The 24,510-nt window shown below is 64.7% G+C and carries 2 protein-coding genes; both read right to left on the bottom strand.

Features of this window, described 5'->3' with window-relative positions; genetic code table 11:
- Window positions 1-171: 171 nt before the first annotated feature.
- A complete protein-coding gene (locus WH299_RS12275) occupies window positions 172-11,466 on the bottom strand; it encodes an amino acid adenylation domain-containing protein (RefSeq protein ID WP_339550377.1) in 11,295 nt (3,764 codons plus the stop codon).
- The gene (locus WH299_RS12270) at window positions 11,463-24,290 is read right to left on the bottom strand and encodes an amino acid adenylation domain-containing protein (protein ID WP_339550376.1); all 12,828 of its coding nucleotides are present in this window, start codon (window positions 24,288-24,290) and stop codon (window positions 11,463-11,465) included. Before WH299_RS12270 ends, WH299_RS12275 begins: the two co-directional genes overlap by 4 nt.
- Between the last annotated feature and the right edge of the window lie 220 nt (window positions 24,291-24,510).

Below are 24,510 nucleotides of genomic sequence, written 5' to 3'. Positions count from 1 at the left end.
CGGCCCACGGATTCAAGCCGGAGTGAGGGCACACCGAGCCTAGGCGAGGTGCCGAGTGGTGGGGCGAGGACCTTTTGGTTACTTTTGGGTCCTTCCAAAAGTGACCCGCTGTAAGAGCGGAACCATAAGTAGCCGTTACCGAAGAAACGGATATGTACCCAAACAACCCGCTCAAGACACCACCTCCCCAACAACAACCCCATCCAACCACCACCGCGCCAACCCCAAAACGTTGGGCGCCTTGAGCAACGTAAAGTGATTCCCCCCGCCATACCAAACCTGCAACCCACTCCCCTGCCGCCGCCACCCCTCAACCATCAACCCTTGCTCCCGCTGATTCCCCGCCGCATCCAACGCCGGATCCTCAGCCAACACCAACCTCACCACCCCGTTAAAGCGCAACCCAGGCCGATACCGCGTGCGCAACGCCGCCGCATAAGTCCGCGCCGGCCCATCCATCGCATCCACAGCCGACCGCCCCGGCAACAGACCAACGCCGACCATCCCTGCATGCAACTGCCGCCGCTGCGCCACCTCATCACTCCCGGAAAAATTCTCCAGATCTATCCCCAGCGATTTCCCCGCAGACAACTGCATCGACTCAATCAACCGCACCAACGCCGCCGTCGTCGTATAAGGCCTAACGGCGCGCTCCGGAGACTCACTGTCAATCACCGTCAACGAAGCCACCTCCCGCCCCGCCGCCTGCAACCGCAACGCCATCTCCAGCGCAACCCAGCCCCCAAACGAATGCCCCACCAAATGCACCGCCCCCTGCGGACACTCCTGCTCCAACGCCTTCAAGTAACAAGCCGCCGCCGCTTCCACCTGGCTATGGGGCACCGCCTCACCGTCCAACCCGCGCGGCTGCAAACCAAACAACGGCCAGTCGCGTCCCAACGCCTCACTCAAACCGATAAACCCGGTAACGCTGTCCCCCGCCCCCGGCACACAGAACACCGGCGCATACCCTGCCCGGCCACTCTGAATCCGCAGCAAGGGATGATGCGGGGCCTGAACCTGCGGCGTGCATGTCACCAAGGCCTCAGCCATCGCCTGGCCCAATGCCTGGATGTGCGGCGCCTGCATCATGCTCTGGTGATCCCCCGGCACCGCCACCTGGCGCAATTGCCCCGGCGCCAACACCTCATTCCACCCCAAGGTTTCACTGCGCCGCGACAACTCGGTCGGCCGCTCACTCGCACTGAACAGATGCACCGCGATCGGCAACGGAAACAGGCTGTAATGCGCCAACGCATGCCCGTGACCGACTTCCCGCTCGATGTAGTTCAAGAGGTCCGCGTCCGTCGCCGCTGCCATTTGCGCGTGCAGCACACCTTCATCGCGACAACGTTGCAGCAAGCCTGCAAAGTCCAACTGTCCAACCTGCGCCTCCAACTGCCCAAGGCTCGCCAACTCATCCACACCTCCCTGTGTTTTCCAGTACGCCGTGCACTGCAACAGCAAATGCCGCTTGAGCGCGTCCGGCCCGCTCCAGCGCGCCTTGCCCTGGTCAGTCATGCGCGGTAGGTAGCTGTCGATCAAACCGAGAAACGCCACCGGTTCATCCAGCCCCAGCAGTTGCATCGCCACTTCATAGGCCAGCACCCCGCCAAACGACCAGCCGGCAACCCGGTAAGGCCCATGGGGTTGAACGCCTCGGATCAACCCGACCAGCCGCGCAGCCAGACCCTCCATCGTGTTCAGATGCGGTTCGCCGAGCGCCACGCCTGGCAAGCCGTAGATCGGATAGTCACCCGGCAAATGCTGACCCAGCGCCGGGAAGTACACGTCCATGCCGCTGAACTCATGGACCAGGAACAGCGGCGCTTGCGAGCCACCCCTGCGCACCGTGATCACCGACGTGTCACGCACCGGCTCATCCGTACGCTGACGCAGCATCGCGGCAACGGACGCCACACTGGCATGCTGGAACAGCTCAGCCAGGGACACCTGCAACCCCGCTTCTTCCATCAGGTTGACCAGCCGGATCGCCAGCAATGAATGCCCGCCCAACTCGAAGAAGCTGTCATGACGACCGACCTGTTCCAGCTTCAACACCTCGGCCCATAGCTGGGCCAGGGTGTGTTCCAGCCCATCGGCCGGAGCCTCGAACTCACGGCGATTGAACGTTTCCAGGGCCGGCACCGGCAAGGCCTTGCGGTCGACCTTGCCGTTGGCGGTCAACGGCAGGTGGTCCAGCGGCACCAAGGCCGACGGCACCATGTATTCCGGCAATTGGCCTTGCAGATAGGCGCGCACGCTGTCGAGGTCGACAGGCTGATCAGCCCAGGTGAAATACGCGGCTAGGCGCTTATCGCCCGGCGCATCTTCGCGAGCCAGCACCACCACGTCCTGGATACCGACAAAGGTCGCCAGGCGCGCTTCGATCTCGCCCAGCTCGATGCGGAAACCTCGGATCTTCACCTGATCGTCATTGCGCCCGATGCAGTCCAGCAGGCCGTCCGCCGTCCAACGGCCAAGGTCGCCGGTGCGGTACATCAAGGCGTGCAAATTCACCGGATCCTGCACAAACTTTTCAGCGGTCAGATCAGGTCGATTCAGATACCCCAGCGCCACGCCATCCCCGCCGATGCAGATTTCACCGGTCACGCCCATGGGCACCGGCTGCAAGTGCGCATCCAGCACATGAATCTGCGTGTTGGAAATCGGCCTACCAATCGCCACGCTGTCGGCGTCCTCAGCCAGCACGCGCACCTCATAGGTGGTGGCGTAGGTGGTGGTTTCGGTCGGCCCATAGCAATGCACCAGGCGCAACGCAGGCGCCTGGGCCAACAGGCTGCGAAAGGCGGCCGGGTCGGCACGCTCGCCGCCGCACAGCAGGATGCGCAAGCCCGCCAGGGCCTGGGGAATCAGCTGCACATACTGGTTGAACAATGCCGTGGTGACGAACAGCACCGTTACATCCGCCAAGGCTACGCCTAAGGCTGCAGGATCCAGCAAGGTGGCGTGGTCGATCACCTGCACCTGGCCGCCGTTGAGCAGCGGGCCCCATACGTCCATGGTGCTGGCGTCGAATGCCGGGTTGGAGGCGAAGGCCACGCGGTCGCTGGCATTAAAGTCGGCGTAGCCATTGTTGATCACCAACCGCGTGATGCCGCGATGGGGCACCAACACACCTTTGGGCGTGCCGGTGGAACCGGAGGTGTACATGATGTACGCCACGCTGTCCGAGGACTGCGACAGGTCGGGGTTGTGGCTGGGTTGTGGGTCGAGGACCAAGGTGTCCAGGTCCAACCGTTGTACACCGTAGTCGACGGCAATATCGCTGCGGGTCAACAACCAGGCCGCGCCGCTGTCCTGGACCATGAAGCCCTGGCGTTCGGCGGGTGCGTTGATGTCCAGCGGCACATAGGCGGCGGCGCATTTGAGCACGGCCAGTTGGCTGATCAGCAGGTCCAGGCAGCGCGGCAACAGGATCGCCACGTTGTCACCGGGACGCAGCCCAAGGCCCAGCAGGTGATGGGCCAAGCGATTGGCGCGGGAATTCAGCTCGCCATAACTCAGTGACTGCCCACCATGCAGCGCCGCCAATGCGCCAGGACGCGCCTGGGCCTGGGCTTCGAGCAGGCGTTGCACCGTGTGTTCACGCGGGAATGGTCGCGTGGTGGCGTTAAACTCCAGTAGTTGCTGGCATTCGGCAGCAGGCAGGATCGGCAAGTGGCTGATGCCCATCGCGCTGCCCTGCTCCAACGCCTGCACCACCTGTTCCACGGCAACTTGCAAGTAGCTGCACAACCGGCGCGCGCCCTGCCCCACGACTTTCAGGAAGAAACCGTCGCCCAGGTCATCCACGCTCACTGACAGGCCAAAGTTGCTGTGTTCTTCAGCCTTGAGCATCCGAATGCCTTGCCACGCCTCGCTGGCAGCCTGCGGCGCACTGTGACGATAATTGAACAACGTGTCGAACAGCGGCGTCGCCGCCGGCACGCCGCTGCAACGCTGGGCCAACGCCAGTGGCGCCTGCTCATGGCTGAGCAATTGACTGAGACGTGCGTGGGTGGCCCGCAGTGCGTCGCGCACCGAGTGCTCACCCAGGTCGACCCGCAGCGGCAAGGTATTGATAAACACACCCATGGCCCGCTCGGCGCCTTCACCGCCTTGCAGGCGGCCGAGCATCACGCTGCCGAACACCACGTTGTCGCGGCCCGAGACCTTGCCCAGCACCTGGGCCCAGGCCAGGTGCATCAGGCTGGCGGCGCTGACGCCGGATTGCCGCGCTTGGGTGCGCAGGCGTTGGCTCAAGTCCGCATCCAGTGGGCGTTGAATCTGCTCATTTTCGCCCAGGCGTTCGACCTGGGTCGGCTCATCAATATCACCGAGCATTTCGCGGAAGAACGCTTCGTGATCCTCTGCACCCACGCGGGTCTGGGCCACATAGTTGCGATACGGCACAGCCACGCCCAAGGTGTGTTGAGTGCCCATGAGGAACGCCTGCATCTCCTGTTGCAGAATCTCCAGGGCGATGTGGTCCATCACCAGGTGGTGAAACAGCAACGTGGCACTGTCCGCATTGACCACCAGGCGCATCAACGGGGCTTGCGACAGATCAAGCCGTTCCGGCACCACGCCGCGTTCGACACGCAGCGACGCCTCGCGCCACACCACCTGCACCGGTTCTTCCAGGCCGTCCCAATGGAACGACGACCGCAGGATGTCGTGGCGCTGGATCACCGCCTGCAAGGCCAGGGCGAACGCCTCCAGGCGCTGTTGGCTGTCGAATGTAAACTGCGCGCGCAGCACATAGTCGTCAGCACCCTGTACCGCACGATGGTGATACAGCATGCCGGCCTGCAACGGCGCCAACGGGTAGATGTCCTGCACATTGCCTGCGCCGCCCGGAATGCAGGCGACGATACGCTCGATGGATGGCTGATCCAGTTGAACCAACGGCAACATATCCGGCGTGATCGCGGTGCAATCGGCGGCAATGCGATTGGCCGGCACCGCCACTTCCCGACCACCGCCCAAGGCCGCCGCCAAGGCTGACAAGGTCGGCTGACCGAACAACACCTTCACATCCGCCGACAACCCGAGGCGGCGCATGCGCCCCATCAGGCTCACCGCGAGCAACGAGTGCCCGCCCAATTCGAAGAAGTTGTCGTGACGGCCCACGCGCTCCACGTTGAGCAACTCGGCCCACAGGCTGGCCAAGGCGATTTCCGTGTCGCCCTGGGGCGCTTCGTATTCGCGCACCACCACCGACTCCAGGCCCGGCGCAGGCAAGGCCTTGCGGTCGAGCTTGCCGTTGGGGCTCAGGGGCAAGGTGTCGAGGTGCACGAAAATGGCCGGCACCATGAACTCCGGCAGGTGCTGCAGCAGGTGCGCACGCAACGCGTCGATCTCGCTGAACACCCCGGTGTAGTAGGCGATCAAACGATTGTCGCGGGCGATCACGGCGGCTTCGTTGACCGGCGGATAGTCGGTAAGGCGCGACTGGATTTCCCCGAGCTCGATGCGCAGGCCACGGATTTTCACCTGGTCGTCATTGCGTCCCAGGTACTCGATCGTGCCATCCGCCAAGTAGCGGCCCACGTCGCCGGTGCGGTACAGGCGACCGTCGGTGAACGGGTCCTTGAGGAAGCGCTCGGCAGTCAATTCAGGGCGGTTCAGGTAGCCGCGCGCCACTTGCACGCCGCCGATGAACAACTCGCCGACCACACCCAAAGGCACCGGCTGCATCTGTGCATCGAGCACGTACATGCGGGTGTTGGCGATCGGTTTGCCGATCGGCGTGTTGTCCGGCGTTACCGGCCCGGCGCAGTTCCACGCGGTCACATCGACGGCGGCTTCGGTCGGGCCATACAGGTTGTGCAGTTCGCTGCCCGGCAATTGTTGCTTGAAGCGCCGCACCAGGCTGCCCGGCAAAGCTTCGCCGCTGCACATCACACGCACCAACCCTTTGGCTTGGCTGACATCGCCATGGGCCAGGAACACGTCCAGCATCGACGGCACGAAGTGCAGCGTGGTGATCCGCTCGGCCGCAATCACGTCGCACAGGTACGCCGGGTCTTTATGGCCGCCAGGACGCGCCATCACCAGGCAAGCGCCAGTGAACAGCGGCCAGAAGAACTCCCACACCGACACGTCGAAGCTGAACGGGGTTTTCTGCAAGACACGATCATGGGCTTGCAAGCCATAGGCGTCCTGCATCCACAACAGGCGGTTGACCACGCCGGGATGGTCGTTGATCACGCCCTTGGGTTGGCCGGTGGAGCCGGAGGTATAGATCACGTAAGCGCTGACGCCTTCTACACCGGGGTTGTCTTGACGTTGGTGCTGCCAGGTCGGCCGATCCAGATCGACCACCGGCACATCCCCCAACAACCCGCGTGTCGCGCCCTGGGCCAGCACCGCGACCGGCGCGCTGTCTTCCAGCATGTAGGCGATGCGCTCCAGCGGATACGCCGGGTCCAACGGCACATAGGCGGCACCCGCCTTGAGGATCGCGTACAGGCCGATAACCATATCCAGGCCGCGTTCCACACAGATAGCGACCCGTGAATCGGGCTGAACGCCGATTTCCAGCAGGTGATGTGCCAGCTGGTTGGCCTGCGCGTTCAGCTCGGCATAGGTCAATACAAGGTGATCAGCCTTGACGGCGACGGCATCCGGTGTCCGCGCCACCTGCTGTTCGAACATACCGTGCAAGGTCTGGTCGAGGTCGTAGGCCACCTCGGTGGCGTTGAAGTCGAACAGCAAATGCTGATGTTCACGCTCTTCCACCAGCGGCACCTGCTCCAGCACCGCCTGGTCGTTATCGACCATGGCCTGCAACACGCGGGTGAAATAGCCGACGTAACGCTGCACCGTCGACTCATCGAACAGCGCCACCGCGTACTCCAGCGCGCCGATGATCGTGCCCTGCACTTCGCTCAAGTCCAGGGACAGGTCGAACTTGGCAAAATGGCTGTTCTCGACGATGCCTTCCAGGGCCAGGTCGCCCAAGGCCAGGGTCGGCGCGCTGCTGTCCTGCCAGGTCAACAGCGTATGGAACAGCGGGCTGTGGGCCAGGCTGCGCGGCGGCCGGGTGATTTCTACCACCTGCTCAAACGGCAGGTCTTGATGGGCCTGGGCTTCCAGCGCCAGCGCCTTGACCCGCGCCAGCAGCGCCTCGGTGCTCAGCTCGCCGGAGGTGTCGATGCGCACGGCCAGGGTGTTGACGAACAGGCCGATCAGCCCTTCCACCTCGCTGCGCGTGCGATTGGCGACGGGCGAGCCGATCACCACGTCCTGTTGCCCGGACAGCCGCGCCAGCAAAGATGCCCAGGCGCTCATCAAGGTCATGTACAAGGTGGTGCCGTGGCGTTGGCTCAAGGCCTTGAGCCCGGCGGTGAGGCGTTCGTCCAGGCGCACCTCGACACTGCTGCCGGCGTAGTCCTGTTGCGCAGGGCGCGGGCGATCAGTGGGCAAAGTGAGCAAGGCCGGCGCGCCGGCCAGCGCCTGCTGCCAATAGGTGCTCTGGCGATGCAGCACTTCGCCGCTGAGCCACAGGCGTTGCCATACGGCGAAGTCGCCGTACTGGATCGGCAGCGGCGGCAATGGATCGGGCTGGCCGTGGCTGAAGGCTTGATACAACGCCATCAACTCGCGGGTGAGCACGCCCATGGACCAGCCATCGGAAACGATATGGTGCAGGGTCAGCAGCAGCACATGGTGATCGTCGGCCATGACCACCAGGCGCCCGCGCAGCAGCGGGCCACGCTCCAGGTCGAACGGCGCCGAAGCCTCGCCGTGGATCAACGCATCCAGCGCCTGCTGGGGTTGCGGGTGGCGGCGCAGGTCCTGCACTTGCAGGGGCAGTACATCTTCGGCGGGCACGATCAGCACCTGGGCGTCATCGCCATGCTGGGCGAAGCGGCTGCGCAGGGTTTCGTGGCGCGCGACGATACGGGCGAGCGCCCTTTGCAGTGCCTCGACATGCAACTGCCCACGCAAACGCAGGCCGATAGGAATGTTGTAGGCGGTGTTGGCGCCTTCCATCAGCGCCAGGAACCACAGGCGCTGCTGGGCAAAGGACAGCGGCACCTGCTCATCACGATTGGCCGGCAGGATATCCGGCAAGGTGCTGCGGCCGGACCGGGCCAGCACCTCGGCGACGGCCGCCAGTTCGGCATTGGCAAACAAATCGCCGAGCTGCAACTCGACGCCCAGTCGCTGGCGGATCTGCGAGACCATGCGCATCGCCAACAACGAGTGCCCTCCCAGTTCGAAGAAGTGATCGCGACGCCCGACGCGCTCGACGTGCAGCACATCGGCCCAGATGTGCGCCAGCACGCTTTCGATTTCGCCTTCGGGAGCGGCGTACTCGCGGGTAAACACGGCGGCCATGTCCGGCGCCGGCAAGGCCTTGCGGTCAAGCTTGCCGTTGGCAGTCAGGGGCAACGCGTCCAGCTTCACGTAGGCGACCGGCACCATGTAGTCCGGCAGGTGCGCCACCAGATGGGCGCGGATGTCGCCCACAGCCAATGGGTCGAGTTGACGGTTTTCGGTGAAATACGCCACCAGCCGTTCTTCCCGCACCAGCACCACAGCTTCCTGGATACCTGCCACTTGGTTGAGCTGGGTTTCGATTTCACCCAGTTCGATGCGCATGCCGCGAATTTTTACCTGGTCATCATTGCGTCCCAGGTACTCGATATTGCCGTCTGGCAACCAACGCGCCAGGTCGCCAGTGCGGTACATGCGCCCGGCGCTGAACGGGTCTTGCAGGAAGCGTTCGGCAGTGAGTTCCGAGCGGTTCAGGTAACCCCGCGCCACGCCTTTGCCGCCCACGTACAACTCCCCTGCTACACCCAATGGGACGGGGCGCTGTTGCTCATCGAGCAGGTAAACCGTGGCATTGGCGATGGGCTTGCCGATATGCAGCGGCTGGCCGGCCTCGACCTTGCCCGAAGTCGCAACCACCGTGGCTTCGGTAGGCCCGTAGTTGTTGATCAAGTCAAAGCGCTGCGCCCGGTTGTACTGGCGCAGGCGATCGCCACCGATCAGCAAGGTGCGCAGCGTCGGGTGTTCGATCTGCTGGCTGAAGGCGTACTCGGCCACTGGCGTGGGCAGGAAACACACGTCCAACGGCTGCGCACACCACCAGGCCAACAGTGCGTCGATATCTTCGGCGCCGTCATGGGCCGGTGGCAGGTGCAGCGTCGCGCCCACACACAGCGCCGGCCAGACTTCCCAGGCCATTGCATCAAAGCCGAACCCGGCGACGCTGGCCGTGTGGCGCCCGGCGCGCAGGTCAAAGGCGTTGCAGTGCCAGTCCACCAGGTTGGCCACGGTGTGATGCTCTACCATCACGCCTTTGGGCAGGCCGGTGGAGCCGGAGGTGTAGATCACATAGGCGAGGTTGGACGGGTTGACCGTTACCTTGGGGTTGCTCGCTGAATGATGCTGCCAGGTGTAGCGGTCAAGGTTGATCACCGGCACTTCAAGGGCCGGCAAGCGCTCGAGCAAGGCATGCTGGGTCAGCACCGCCACCGGGGCACTGTCGGTCAGCAGATACGTGAGGCGCTCGGCCGGGTGCGACGGGTCTACCGGCACATAACAGGCGCCGGCCTTGAGGATTGCCAGCAGGCCGGCCAGGGTGTCCAGGCCACGGCGCGCAACGATGGCAACCCGGTCGTCCGGCTTGACCCCCAGCGCCAGCAGGTGATGGGCCAGCAGGTTGGCTTGCTGGTTGAGTTCGGCATAGGTCAGTTGACGGCCCGAATGCACAGCGGCAATCGCGTCCGGCGTGAGCACGGCCTGGGCTTCGACGCGAGCGTGCAGCGTGGTGCCTTGGGGAAAATCCGCCCGGGTGGCGTTGAAGTGTTCCAACAACAACTGCTGCTCATCGGCAGGTAGTACCGACACTTGGTCGAGTGCGGTGTGTGGCGCCTGCTCCAACGCGGTCACCACGTTATCCAGGGCGGTTTGCAGGTAAGCGCAGACACGCTGCGGATCGACCTGGGTGGTCGCCAGCAGACGCAGGATAAACCCATCGCCCAGGTCATCCACGCTCAGGGTCAGCGGGTAGTTGGTGCGCTCATCCGAACGCAATGTCTCGATGCCCTGCCACGCCGCCACGGCTTCGCTGCTGGTACCGGTGCCGCTGTGGCGATAGTTGAGCAACGCGCTGAACAACGGCGTCGGAGCCACCACCCCGCTGCACCTTTGCGCCAACGCCAGGGGCGCGTGTTCGTGGCGCAGCAGCGCGGTGAGTCGCGTGTGGGTGGCCTTGACCGCGCTGCGCAGGTCGTCGCCAGCCACGTCCACGCGAAACGGCAAGGTGTTGATGAAGATCCCCAAGGCGCGGTCCGTGGCATGCCCGCCTTGCATGCGGCCCATCAGCACGGTGCCGAACACTACTTGGGATTTGCCGGCCAGCACGCTCAGTACCTGGGCCCAGCCCAGGTGGAACAGGCTGGCAACGCTGACGCCCAGCGATCGAGCCTGGGCGCGCAGGCGCTGGTTGAGTGCGTCCGACAGCGGCCAATCCAGTTCATTGATGTCACGGCCATCGCCCTGCACATCCTGCAAGCCGAAGGGCAAGGTCGGCTCGACCACATCGCCGAGCATCTGCCGGAAAAACGCCTCGTGTTGCTGCTCGCTGACACCCAGCCGCGCCTGCGCAACATAGTTGCGAAACGGCACGGCGTGACCCAGTTGCCCGGCGTGGCCTTGCAGGAACGCCTGCATTTCATGGCGCACCACTTCCAGGGCGCTGTGGTCCAGGGCCATGTGATGGAACAGCAGCATCGCGACGATGCGCCCCTGCGCCGGGTCCTTCGCCCAGGCCAGGCGCAGCAGCGGCGCCTGGGTCACGTCCAGCCGGAAATGGCGAGCATCGAACCGCGCGTGCAGTTGGGCAGCAATATCACCGTCAGCCGGGTCCAGTTCCAGCGCCTGTACCGGCAGATGCGCGCTGCGCCACACCACTTGCGACGGCTGTTGCAACCCCTCCCAGACCACGCCGGTGCGCAGGATGTCGTGACGGTCGATCACCCCTTGCAGGGCCAGGGCAAACGCGTCGAAGCGCTCGACGCTGTCGAAGGCGAACTGCGACTGCATCACATAAGGGTCGCCCTGCTCGGTGCTGACGTGGTGAAACAGAATGCCTTCCTGCAGCGGCGCCAGCGGGTAGATGTCCTGGATATTCGCCACGCCGCCGTCGACTGTGGCGACGATGCGGTCGATCTCCTCCTGGCTCAGCTCGGACAGGGTCAACATGGCCGGCGTGATCCGTTCGGCGTTGGCCGGGATGCCATTGGCCGGCACCTCGTTGGCGGCCGAATACTCGCCGGCCTTGATCAGTTCGATCAACGCCGGCTTGTGTTCGCGCAAGGCGGCAAGAATCACCGGATCGCTCAGCGCTTGTTTGTTGCCTAGCACCGACAACTGCTCACCCTTCAGCGCGAGTTGTACGTCTTTGGTCTTCAGCGTCGCCAGCAGTTCGTGAATGCTCACAGGACGATCTCCATTCGTTCAGTCATCGCGGCGTAGCCAGCCAGGGTCGGCTGTTCGAACAACGCACGCACATCGGCTTCCATGCCTTCCTGGCGCAAGCGCCCGATCAAGCTTACGGCGAGCAGCGAGTGCCCGCCCAATTCAAAGAAATTGTCCTGGCGCCCTACCCGCTCCACGCCGAGCAGTTCGGCCCAGAGCTGCGCCAGGAGCATTTCGGTGTCGCCCACCGGGGCCTCGTACTCGCGCACGGTCAAGGCTTCGTTGCCCGGCGCCGGCAGCGCCTTGCGGTCGAGCTTGCCGTTGGGGCTCAACGGCAACGCGTCAAGGTGCACGAACAGCGCGGGCACCATAAAGTCCGGCAGGTGTTGCAGCAGGTGTTCGCGCAGGTCCGTTACCCGAACGCCGGTGTAGTAGGCGACGAGCCGTTCATCGCGGGCCACCACCGCGGCTTCGTTGACCTGCGGATGTTCCAGCAGTCGCGCCTGGATCTCGCCCAGTTCGATACGCAGGCCACGGATCTTCACCTGGTCGTCGTTGCGGCCCAGGTACTCGATATTGCCGTCGGGCAGGTAACGCCCAAGGTCGCCGGTGCGATACAGGCGCCCATCAGTGAACGGGTCCTTGAGGAAACGTTCGGCGGTCAACTCGGGACGATTGAGGTAGCCCCGCGCCACCTGCACGCCGCCGATGAACAACTCGCCCACCACGCCCAGGGGCACCGGCTGCATTTGCTCATCCAACACGTACATGCGGGTGTTGGCGATGGGTTTGCCAATCGGCGTGTTGTCCGGCACGTCCGGGCGCGCGCAGTTCCAGGCGGTCACGTCGACGGCGGCTTCGGTCGGGCCGTACAGGTTGTACAGGCCGATGCCCGGCAGTTGCTGCTTGAAGCGCCTCACAAGACTGCCCGGCAACGCTTCGCCGCTGCACATCACCCGTTGCAGGCCGGCCGCCTGGCTGACATCGCCGTGGGCCAGGAATACGTCGAGCATCGACGGTACAAAATGCAACGTGGTGATCTGTTCGGCGGCGATCACCTCGCACAGATAGGCCGGGTCTTTATGCCCGCCAGGACGCGCCATGACCAGGCAGGCCCCCGCGAACAGCGGCCAGAAGAACTCCCACACCGACACGTCGAAGCTGAACGGGGTTTTCTGCAACACCCGGTCGTGGGCCTTGAGGGCGTAGGCGTCCTGCATCCACAACAAGCGGTTGACCACGCCGGGATGGTCGTTGATCACGCCCTTGGGCTGGCCGGTGGAGCCGGAGGTGTAGATCACGTAGGCGCTGAGGGCCTGTGCGCGGGGATTGTCGATGGCGTGGTGTTGCCAGGTCGGGCGGTCCAGATCGATCACCGGCGCGTCGCCCAGCAAACCACGCGTAGCGCCTTGGGCCAGCACCGCAACAGGCGCGCTGTCTTCCAGCATGTAGGCGATACGTTCCAGCGGATACGCCGGGTCCAGCGGCACATAGGCCGCACCGGCCTTGAGGATCGCGTACAGGCCGACCACCATGTCCAGGCCACGCTCCACGCAGATCGCGACCCGCGAATCGGCTTGAACGCCCATTTCGATCAGGTGATGCGCCAGCTGGTTGGCTTGCGCATTCAGTTCGGCGTAGGTCAATGCCAGCTCACCTGCCTTGACGGCGATGGCGTCCGGTGTGCGCGTCACTTGCGCTTCAAACAGGCCGTGGAGGGTCTGGTCGAGGTCATAGGCCACCTCGGTGGCATTGAAACCCGACAGCAATTGCTGACGCTCCTGAGCCTCCAGCACCGGTAGGCGATTGACCGCCAACTGCGGCGCCTGCTCCAGTGCCTCGACCAACCCCTGCAAGGTCACTTGCAGATAACCGCAGAGGCGTTGCGCGCCAATCGACTTCGCGGTCATGGCAGTGAGGCGGAAGCCGTCGCCCTGGTCGTCCACGTTCAGCGTCAACGGGTAGTTGGTGCGCTCCTCGCTGGCCAGGGTCTGGATGCCTTCCCAGGCCTGGGACACCGGCGCCTGCTGGCTGTCGCTGTGGCGATAGTTGAGCATCGCGCTGAACAACGGCTGCGGCGCGGCGACACCGCTGCAACGCTGGGCCAGGGCGAGGGATGCGTGTTCATGCCCGAGCAATGCGGTCAGTCGCGCATGGGTCTGTTTGACCGCCACGCGCACGCCGCTGCCATCGACATCCACGCGCAGCGGCAAGGTGTTGATGAACATGCCCAGCGCGCGATCACTGCCTTTGCCGCCTTGCATGCGCCCCAGCAGCACGGTGCCGAACACCACGTTTTCCTGGCCGGAGGTGCTGGCGAGCACCCGCGCCCAGGCCAGGTGGAAGAAGCTGGCGGCGCTTACACCGAGCAAGCGCGCCTGGGTGCGCAAGCGCTGGTTGAGGGTTGAGGCCAGGTTCAGCTGGACCTCTTCGATAGCATTACCGTCGCCGCGCACGTCCTGCAGGCCGAATGGCAGGGTCGGTTCGCTGATATCGCCGAGCATTCCACGGAAGAACTGCTCATGTTCCTCCTCGCTGACGCCCAATCGCGCCTGGGCCACGTAGTTGCGGTAAGGCGTCGCGTCACCGGCAGGCTGTGGCAACCCGAGCAGGCTGGCTTGCATCTCGTGGCGTACGCCGTCGAGGGCGGTGTGGTCGAGGGCAATGTGGTGGAACAACAGGATCGCGACCACGCGCTGGTTGGCCGGGTCCGGCGCGTACACCAGGCGTATCAGCGGCGCCTGATTCATCGGCACACGGTACTGGCGCGGGTCGAAGCGCTGGTGCAACTGGTCGATCTCATCCGCCTGCACCTGCAAGCGGGCCTTGCGCCACACCACTTGCAGCGGCTGGGCCAGGCCTTCCCAGACCACGGCGGTGCGCAGGATGTCGTGACGGTCGATCACCTGTTGCAGCGCCTGGGCGAAGGCATTCAAGCGGTCGAGGCTGTCGAACGCCAGGTGCGATTGCAGCAGGTAAGGGTCGCCCTGCCCTGCGCTGATGTGGTGGTAGAGAATGCCCTCCTGCAGCGGCGCCAGCGGGTAGATGTCCTGCACATTGGCGGCGCCACCGGGCACCTGGGCGACGACGTGGTCGATCGTCGACTGGTCGAGTTGCACCAGGGACAACAGATCCGGGGTGATGCGCTGACAGGCCGCCGGAATACGGTTTTCCGGCACCGACACATCGCGCCCACTGCCCACGGCTGCCGCCAGCGCCGCCAGGGTCGGCTGGCTGAACAGCACACGCACATCGGCACTCAGACCGACCTGGCGCATGCGTTCGATCAGGCTGACGGCGAGCAACGAATGGCCGCCCAGTTCAAAAAAGTGGTCATGACGCCCGACCTGCTGCACGTGCAGCACCTCGGCCCAAATACGCGCCAGGGTGCTCTCAACCTCGCCTTGGGGGGCTGCGTACTCGCGAGTCAGCAACGCCGCCTGATCCGGTTCCGGCAACGCCTTGCGGTCGAGCTTGCCGTTGGCAGTCAGGGGCAATGCATGCAGCTTCACGTAGGCGACCGGCACCAGGGCATCCGGCAACTGGCCTTGCAGTTGCGCGCGCAGGGTGTCGATATCCAACGGTTGCTGTTCGGTGAACCAGGCAATCAAGCGCCCTTCGCGCACCAGCACCACCGCCTCAGCGACGCCATCCAGTGCGGCCAGGCGGCTTTCGATTTCACCCAGTTCAACCCGCACGCCACGCACTTTCACCTGGTCATCGTTACGCCCCAGGTACTCGATATTGCCATCCGGCAACCAGCGCGCCAGGTCGCCGGTGCGGTACATGCGGCCCTCGTTGAACGGGTCTTGCAGGAAGCGTTCGGCGCTCAGGTCCGGACGGTTCAGGTAACCGCGCGCCACGCCGCTGCCGCCGACATACAACTCGCCCGCCCCCCCCACCGGCACCGGACGCAAGTGCGCGTCCAGCAGGTAGACGCTGGCATTGGCGATGGGCCGGCCGATATGCAGCACCTGCCCGGCGCGCACGCGGCCGGAGGTGGCAACTACCGTGGCTTCGGTGGGGCCGTAGTTGTTGATCACTGCAAAGCGGCGTTCCTGGGTGAACTGGCGCAGGCGATCACCGCCAATCAGTAGAATGCGCAACGTGGGGTGTTGCAGGTTCTGGCTGAAGGCGTATTCGGCCACAGGCGTTGGCAGGAAGCTGACGTCCAGCGGTTGCGCCAGCCACCAGGCGAGCAGCTCGTCGATGTTTTCATTGCCCACATCGGCCGGTGGCAGATGCAGGGTGGCACCCACGCACAGCGCCGGCCAGACCTCCCAGGCCATCGCATCAAAGCCGAAACCGGCGACGCTGCTGGTGTGGCCCGTCGCATCCAAGCCAAAGGCCTCGCAGTGCCAGTGCACCAGGTTTTCCACGGTACGGTGCTCCACCATCACACCTTTGGGCTGGCCGGTGGAACCGGAGGTGTAGATGACGTAAGCCAAGTGGTCCGGGGTCAGCGTGCCGAGTTGCGGGTTGTTGACGGCGTGCTGCTGCAAGCGCGGATCGTGCAGGTCGAGGGTGGCAACCCCGCCCAATAGATCGCGAGTACTGGCTTCGGCCAACACCGCCACAGGCGCGCTGTCTTTCAGCAGGTAGGCGATGCGCTCGGCAGGATACGCCGGGTCGACGGGCACGTAACCGGCACCGGCCTTGAGGATGCCGAGCAAGCCCACCAGCATCTGCGGGCCGCGACGGCAGCACAGGGCGACACGGTCATCAGGCTGTACGCCCTGTTGCAGCAGATGATGGGCCAACTGGTTGGCACGTGTGTTGAGCTGTTGGTAGGTCAGCGATTCGCCGTCTTGCACCACGGCGATGGCGTGGGGTTGGCGCTCGGCCTGGATCTCGAAAGCCCCATGCACCGTGTGGCCCGTGGGGAAATCGCTGGCGGTGGCATTGAACTCGCGCAGCAAGGTTTCGCGCTCCGCTGCCGGCAGGATCGGCAATTGACTGAGAGGGGTCTTGGGTGCGCTTTCCAGCGTCTCGACCAACTGCTCGATGGCGTTATGCATGTAGGCACACATCCGCTGGGCGCCGATCTGCGGCAGCGCCAATACGGTCAGGCCGAAGCCTTCGCCCAGGTCATCCACACTCAACGTCAGCGGGTAGTTGCTGCGCTCCTCACCACCGAGCAGTTGCACCCCTTCCCAGATGCCATGGCCGTCGCGAGCCATTTCTCCAGGCGTGCTGTGGCGGTAGTTGAGCAAGGCACTGAACAACGGCGAAGCATTCGCCACGCCGCTGCAACGCTGGGCCAGCGCCAGGGACGCATGTTCGTGGCCAAGCAAGGCGCTCAGGCGCCCATGGGTCGCCTTGACCGCAACCGCAGCCGGCGCTGCGACATTGACCCGCAGCGGCAAGGTGTTGATGAACATGCCCAGCGCACGGTCCGCGCCGTCACCGGCTTGCATGCGGCCCATCAATACGGTGCCGAATACCACCTCGTCACGCCCAGACACCAGACCCAGTACCTGCGCCCAGGCCAGGTGCATCAGGCTCGCCGCGCTGATGCCCAACTGCCGCGCCTGTTCGCGCACCCGCCGGGCCAGGGCTGTATCCACCGGCCATTCGGCTTCTTCGATGTCACGTCCATCGCCCTGTACGTCTCGCACACCGAACGGCAGGGTCGGCTCATCCACGTCAGCGAGCATGTCGCGGAAGAACGCTTCGTGCTCCTCCATGCTGACACCCAGGCGCGCCTGGGCCACGTAGTTGCGGAACGGCGCCGCCTCGGGCAAGTCCTGCGCCGGGTTGAACAGGAACGCGCGCATCTCCTGGCCCACGACTTCCATGGCGGTGTGGTCCAGCGCCAAGTGGTGAAACAGCAGGATCGCCGCGACGCGGTTGTGTTGCGGATCCTGGGCGTAAACCATGCGCAGCAGCGGCGCCTGGGTGATATCCAGGCGGTAATGGCGGGCGTCGAAGCGCGCGTGCAATTGTTCGATGACGCCGCCGTCCGCCGGGTCCAAGGCAACCTCCTGGACAACCAGCTGCGCCTGGCGCCACACCACCTGCACCGGGCTGTCCAGCCCTTCCCAGACCACGCCGGTACGCAAGATGTCATGGCGGGCCACCACCTGTTGCAGCGCGCCCATGAAAGCGTGCAGGCGCTCGATACTGTCGAATGCCATGCGCGATTGCAGCAGGTACGGATCGCCCTGTTCGGCACTGATGTGGTGGTAAAGAATGCCTTCCTGCAACGGCGCCAGCGGATAAATGTCCTGCACGTTCGCCGCACCGCCCGGCACGTTCGCGACGATTCGTTCGATGGCCACCGGGTCGAGCTGCACCAGGGTCAGCATCGACGGCGTGATCTGGGTACAACCCGCTGGAATGCCATTGGCCGGCACCACGACTTCCCGGCCACTGCCCACGGCGGCGGCCAGCGCCGCCAGGCTTGGCTGGCTGAACAACACACGCACGTCGCAGCTCAGGCCGACCTGGCGCATGCGCTCGATCAGGCTGACCGCCAGCAACGAGTGCCCGCCCAACTCAAAGAAGTGATCGTGACGGCCAACGCGGTCGAGCTTGAGCACATCCTGCCAGATCTGCGCCAGCTGGGTTTCCACTTCGCCTTCCGGCGCTTCGAAACCACGGCTGAGCAGCGCGCTCTGGTCGGGCACCGGCAGGCCTTTGCGGTCGAGCTTGCCGTTGGCGGTGAGCGGTAACAGCGCCAGCCACACGTAGGCCGACGGCACCATGTAATCCGGCAGTTGGCCTTGCAGGTGGGCGCGCAGTGTTTCGATGTCCAACGGCTCACGGGCGGTGTAGTAGGCCACCAGACGCTTGTCGCCAGGTTCGTCTTCACGGGCCAGCACCACGGCGTCTTTTACACCCGGAAAGCTGGCCAGGCAGGTTTCGATCTCGCCCGGTTCGATACGGAAACCACGGATCTTCACCTGCAGGTCATTGCGCCCCTGGTACAGCAAGGTGCCGTCGACCTGCCAGCAGGCCAGGTCACCGGTGCGGTACAGCAAGCCTTCACCAAACGGGTTCGGGATGAATTTTTCGGCGGTCAGTTGCGGCTGGTTCAAATACCCCTTGGCCACGCCCGCGCCACCGATGTACAGCTCGCCCACCACGCCCAACGGTACGGGTTGCTGGCGTGGGTCCAGCACATAGGCCTGGGCATTGGCAATCGGCCGGCCGATGGGAATGCCACCCTCGCCCACCGAGGTCATCTCAAAAGTGGTGGAAAAGGTGGTGGCTTCGGTGGGCCCGTAGCCATTGAGCAGGTGCTGGGGTTTGCCGTGTTCAAGTACGCGGCCAATCACCTGCGGGTCGAGCACATCGCCGCCAACGATCAGGTAGCGCAACTGGCGGAACACCGGCATCAGCGCGTCGGCGTACTGGTGGAACAACCCGGCGGTCATCCACAACACGCTGACGGATTGCTCCTGCAATAACGACGCAAACGCCGCCTGGGACAGCAGCACCGCATGCTCGACCACCACCACGCAGCCACCGTTGAGCAACGGCGCCCACACGTCGAGGGTGCTCGCGTCGAACGCCGGGTTGGAGGCGAACGCCACGCGATCACGCGCATTGAAATCGGCGTAACCGTTGTTGAGTACCAGGCGCGAGATCGCACGGTGCGGCACTTGCACGCCTTTGGGCGCCCCGGTGGAGCCGGAGGTGTAGAGGATGTAGGCGACGCTTTCGGCAGACTGCCGCAGTTCAGGGTTACGCGGTGACTGGGCGTCCAGGTTCAGGTCCGCCAGGTTGTTGAGCACCCGGTGCGCACCGCTGTCCTGCACGATAAACGCCTGGCGCTCGACCGGCGCGTTGACGTCCAGCGGCACATACACCGCGCCGCACTTGAGGATCGCCAGCTGGCAGATCAGCAGATCGAGGGAACGCGGCAGTGCGATCGCCACGCTTTCGCCCGGTTGCACGCCCTGGCTGAGCAAGTGATGGGCCAGGCGGTTGGCACGCCGGTTGAGGTCGCGGTAGCTCAAGGACAACTGGCCATGCACCGCCGCCACGGCTTCCGGACGGGCCAGCGCCTGGGCTTCGAATAGCTGGTGTACGGTGAGCTGCGACGGGTATTCACGGGAGGTGGCGTTGAAGTCCACCAGCAACTGATGGCGCTCGGCAGCCGGCAGGATCGAGACTGCCTGCAACGGTGTGGTCGGCGCCTGCTGCAATGCGGCCACCAGGTGGCGCAGCGCGGTGAGCATGTAGTCGCCCACGCGTTGCACATCCAGGGTCGCCACGCCTTGGACGGTCAGCGCAAAACCTGTGCCCAGGTCATCGACGTTGAGTACCAGCGGGTAATTGCTGCGCTCTTCGGAACTGAGAATCTGGATGCCGGAGGCGGCGAATGGGCTGTCCCCCGGCGCCTCCCCCGGTGCACTGTGGCGATAGTTGAGCAAGGTGCTGAACAGCGGCAGCGAACCCGGCACGCCGCTGCAACGCTGGGCCAGGGACAATGAGGCGTGCTCATGCCCGAGCAATTGCGCCAGGCGTGCATGGGTGGCACGCACGCCGGCTTGCACACCGACAGTGCCGAGGCTGACCCGCAGCGGCAAGGTGTTGATGAACATGCCCAGCGCGCGGTCGGCGCCCTCGCCGCCCTGCATGCGGCCGAGCAACACGGTGCCGAACACCACGTCCTGCTGGCCGGACACCTGCCCCAGCACCTGGGCCCAGGCCAAATGCACCAGGCTGGCGGTGCTCACTCCCAGTTGCCGCGCCTGTTCGCGCAAACCCAGGCTGAGCGCCGGCTCCAGCGGCAGGTGGGCGTCAAGGATGCCACTGCCGTCGCCATTCACGTCCTGCAGGCCGAAGGCCAGGGTCGGCTCATCGATATCGCCGAGCATTTCGCTGAAGAACGCTTCGTGCTGCGCCTGGCTGACCCCGAGTCGCGCCTGGGCAACATAGTTGCGGTACTGCACGGCGTCGGGCAATTGCGCACTGTGGCCGGACAGGCTGGCGCTCATTTCGTCCACCAGCACCTGCAACGCGGTGTGGTCCAGCAGGATGTGGTGCAACAACAGGATGCCGACCAAACGGCCCTGCTCTTGCGAGTAGGCGAAGCGCATCAGTGAAGCGCGGCTCAAATCGAGGCGGAAGTGACGCGGGTCGAAGCGTTTTTGCAGTTGGGCAAGAGACTCGTCGCTACGCTCAACGGCCAGTGTTGCCTGGCGCAAGACCACCTGCACCGGCTCGTTGAGGCCTTCCCAGAGAATCGCGGTGCGCAGGATATCGTTGCGCTCGATCACGCTGTGCAATGCCTGGATGAACGCGTCCACCGCCGCCTGATCATTGAAACTGAACTGCACCTGCAATACGTAGGGATCCCCCTCGGTGGTCGCCAGGTGGTGGTAGAGAATGCCGGCCTGCAACGGCGCCAGGCCGTAGATATCCTGCACGTTGCTGATGCCGCCGGGTACGTTCTCGATGATATGGTCAAGCGCCGCCTGGTCCAGTTCCACCAAGGGCACCATGTCCGGGGTGATGTGCTGGCTGGCCTGGGTAATCAGGTTGGCCGGGACCTGCACCTCCTGTTGCCCACCCACAGCGGCAGCGAGTGCCGCCAGGGTCGGTTGGCCGAACAGCACGCGCACGTCGGCGCTGAGGTCGACCTGGCGCATGCGCTCGATCAGCTTGACCGCCAACAGCGAATGGCCGCCCAGTTCGAAGAAGTTGTCGTCACGGCCGACCTGGTCGAGCTTGAGCAGGTCTTGCCAGATCGCGGCGATGGCCGTTTCCACCGCGCCTTGTGGCGCTGCGTAGCCGCGACGGGCCAGGGCGTCGGCATCCGGCGCGGGGAGTGCCTTGCGGTCGAGCTTGCCGTTGGTGGTCAGCGGGAATTTGTCCATCTGCACAAAGGCGCTGGGCACCATGTGCTCGGCCAGGCTCAGCAGCAGGTGGTCACGCAGGTCGGCGGCCTGCCATTCGCCTTCGGCGATCACGTAGGCCACCAGGCGCTTGTCACCCGGCTCGTCTTCACGGGCGATGACCACCGCGTCACGCACGCCAGAGGCAGTTGCCAGGCGGGCTTCGATCTCGCCCAGTTCGATGCGGAAACCGCGGATCTTCACTTGATCATCGTTACGGCCCAGGTATTCGACGCTGCCGTCGGCCAGCAGGCGGCCGAGGTCGCCGGTCTTGTACAGGCGCTGGCCGGTGGCCGGGTCGGCCAGGAAACGCTCGGCGGTCAGCGCCTCACGGTTGAGGTAACCGCGCGCCACCCCGGCGCCGCCGACGTACAACTCACCGACCACCCCCAACGGCAGCGGCTCGCGACGCGCATCCAGCACGTACAACTGCAAATCGGGAATGCGCACACCAATCGGGCTGACGCCGACCAATTGCGCATCCGCCGCCTCCAGGGCGCGATAGGTCACGTGCACGGTGGTTTCGGTGATGCCATACATATTCACCAATTGCGTGCCAGCGTTGATCGCCCGGGCGTACCACGGCTTGAGCATGCCCGGCTCCAACGCCTCGCCGCCGAAGATCACCTGGCGCAAGGAATGGGATTGCGGGTGCTGGCTCTGGGCCGCAATCAATTGGCGGAAGGCGCTCGGCGTCTGGTTGAGGATGCTCACGCCCGCCTCGCACAGCAGCGAATAGCATTCATCCGGCGAACGGCTGACCAGTTGCGGCACGATCAGCAACTGGCCGCCGTGCATCAGCGCGCCCCAGATTTCCCACACCGAGAAATCGAAGGCGAACGAATGGAACAACGCCCACACATCGTTGGCGTTGAAACCGAACCAGTGCTCGGTGGCCGTGAACAGTCGAGCGACCTGGCGGTGTTCAATCATCACGCCCTTGGGCTGGCCGGTAGAGCCGGAGGTGTAGATCACGTAGGCCAGGTGAGCCGGGCTGACAGTGACGCGTGGGTTGACGAGGGACTCACCGCGCAAGCCATTGAGGTCGATCTGCGGCAGGTCGCCGACCAGATGACGGGTGTTGGCTTGCACCAGCACGGCCACAGGCGCGCTATCCGCCAAGGTATAGGCGATGCGCTCCAGCGGGTAAGCCGGGTCGATCGGCACATAGCCCGCGCCGGCCTTGAGAATGCCCAGCAAGCCGATGATCATCTCCGGGCCACGTTCCACGCAGATCGCCACGCGGTCGTCCGGGCAGATGCCTTGGGCCAACAGGCGATGGGCAACCTGGTTGGCGCGCTCGTTGAGTTGGCGGTAGGTGAGGCGCTGGTTGTCGAAGCGCAAGGCGATGGCTTCGGGCTGGGCGGCGGCGTGGGTTTCGACTTGCTGATGGATCAAGGCGGTGTCGGCGTAGTGCGCGGAGGTTTCATTGAGGCGGTGCAGCAGAGTGTGGCGTTCGGTGTCGGGCAGGATGTTCAGGCCGCTGAGCGGCATGTCCGGTCGTTGCTCCAGGGCGCCTGCCAGGCTTGCCAGGGCGGTGTGCAGGTAAGTGGCGACCCGTTCGGCACCGATAGACGCGTCGACCATCACGGTCAGCGCGAAGTCTTCACCCAGGTCATCGACGTTGACCGTCAGCGGGTAGTTGGTGCGTTCCTCGGCGCCCAGTACACGGATGCCCTCAGCGACTTCGATCACCTCGGCCATGTCCGTGGCGGCGCTGTGGCGGTAGTTGAGCATGGCGCTGAACAACGGCGTCGGTGCCGCCACGCCACTGCAACGCTGAGCCAGCGCCAGGGATGCATGTTCGTGGTTGAGCAAGGTGGTGAGGCGTTCATGGGTGGCCTTGACCCCGGCACGCACGCCCTGTTCGCCCACATCCACACGCAGGGGCAAGGTGTTGATGAACATGCCCAGGGCCCGTTCACCACCCTCGCCAGCGCCCATGCGGCCGAGCATCACGGTGCCGAACACCACTGCGTCACGCCCGGAGACCACGCCCAAAACGCGGGCCAGCGCCAGGTGCATCATGCTGGCCACGCTGACGCCAAGGGGGCGTGCCAGGGTACGCAGGCGGCGGCTCAGTAGGCTGTCGACGGGGATGCGTGCCTCGTCAATGCCCAGGCCGTCACCCTGCACGTCCTGCAAACCGAAAGGCAGCGTCGGCTCATCGATGTCCGCCAGCATCTCGCGGAAGAACGTCTCGTGGGCCTGCTCGCTGACGCCATGACGTACCTGGGCGATATAGCTGCGAAACGGCACCGGCTCCCCCGCCTGGGCGTGCTCGCCGGCCAGGTACAGCTGGATTTCATGGCGCACCACGTCCAGGGCGGTGTGGTCGAGAATGGTGTGGTGGAACAGCAGGGTCGCGGCCACCCGCCCAGTGAGCGAATCCTCGGCAAACACCAGGCGCAGCAACGGCGCCTGGCCCAGGTCCATACGATAACTACGCGGATCGAAATCAACCGCCTCGCATGACAGGACCGCCTTGCGCCACACCACCTGCAACGGCTCATCGAGACGCTCCCAGACCATGGAGGTACGCAGGATGTCGTGGCGATCGATCACCCACTGCAGCGCCTCGGCAAAGGCCTCCAGACGCCCACGGCTGTCGAACTCGAACTGCGCGTGCAACACGTACGGATCGCCCTGCTCCGCCGACAGATGGTGGTAAAGCATGCCTTCCTGGAGCGGCGCCAGTGGGTAGATATCCTGCACGTTAGCCGCGCCGCCGGGGATGGCGGCGACAATCCGGTCGATGGCTGCCTGGTCGAGGCTGACCAGCGGCAGCATGTCCGGGGTGATGCGGTAGGCCGGACTCAGCCAGTCGCCGCCATGTTCGGCCACCAGTTCGAGCAACCGGGGCTTGTGGGCGATCAATTGATCCCACAGCGCATCGTCCAGCGCTTCGTCATCGCCCAGGATGATCAGGTCGCCTTCTTCCAGTTGCAGACGGATCGCATGGGTGGAAATCGCTGCCAATAATTCGCTGAACTGCATGGGGTAACCTGCCTGATAAGTCACGGTGGAGAAGAAAGTCCGTTTTCAGCTGCCGCTTGAATCGGGTGCTGTGCGCCCCGCATCAAAAAAAAGCGGGCGCAGCCGGGGGCCTGGAGAGGCTTCCGGCAGGCTTGGAAAATTAAGGGATTTGGCAGGCGGGGGGTGACATGGGAAGCGGGGACAAGGAGGAACTGGGTTGGTTCAATCTGTGGTGGGAGCG

This window comes from Pseudomonas sp. MYb541, assembly GCF_037479595.1.
GTDB lineage: Bacteria > Pseudomonadota > Gammaproteobacteria > Pseudomonadales > Pseudomonadaceae > Aquipseudomonas > Aquipseudomonas canadensis.
Note: the sequence above shows the minus strand (reverse complement) of the source record. Positions and strands in the feature narration are given on the sequence as shown.

Bases quoted from the DNA above. Each gene is read 5' to 3' on its own strand.
- WH299_RS12270 (WP_339550376.1), bottom strand. From the start codon at position 24,290: ATGCAGTTCAGCGAATTATTGGCAGCGATTTCCACCCATGCGATCCGT.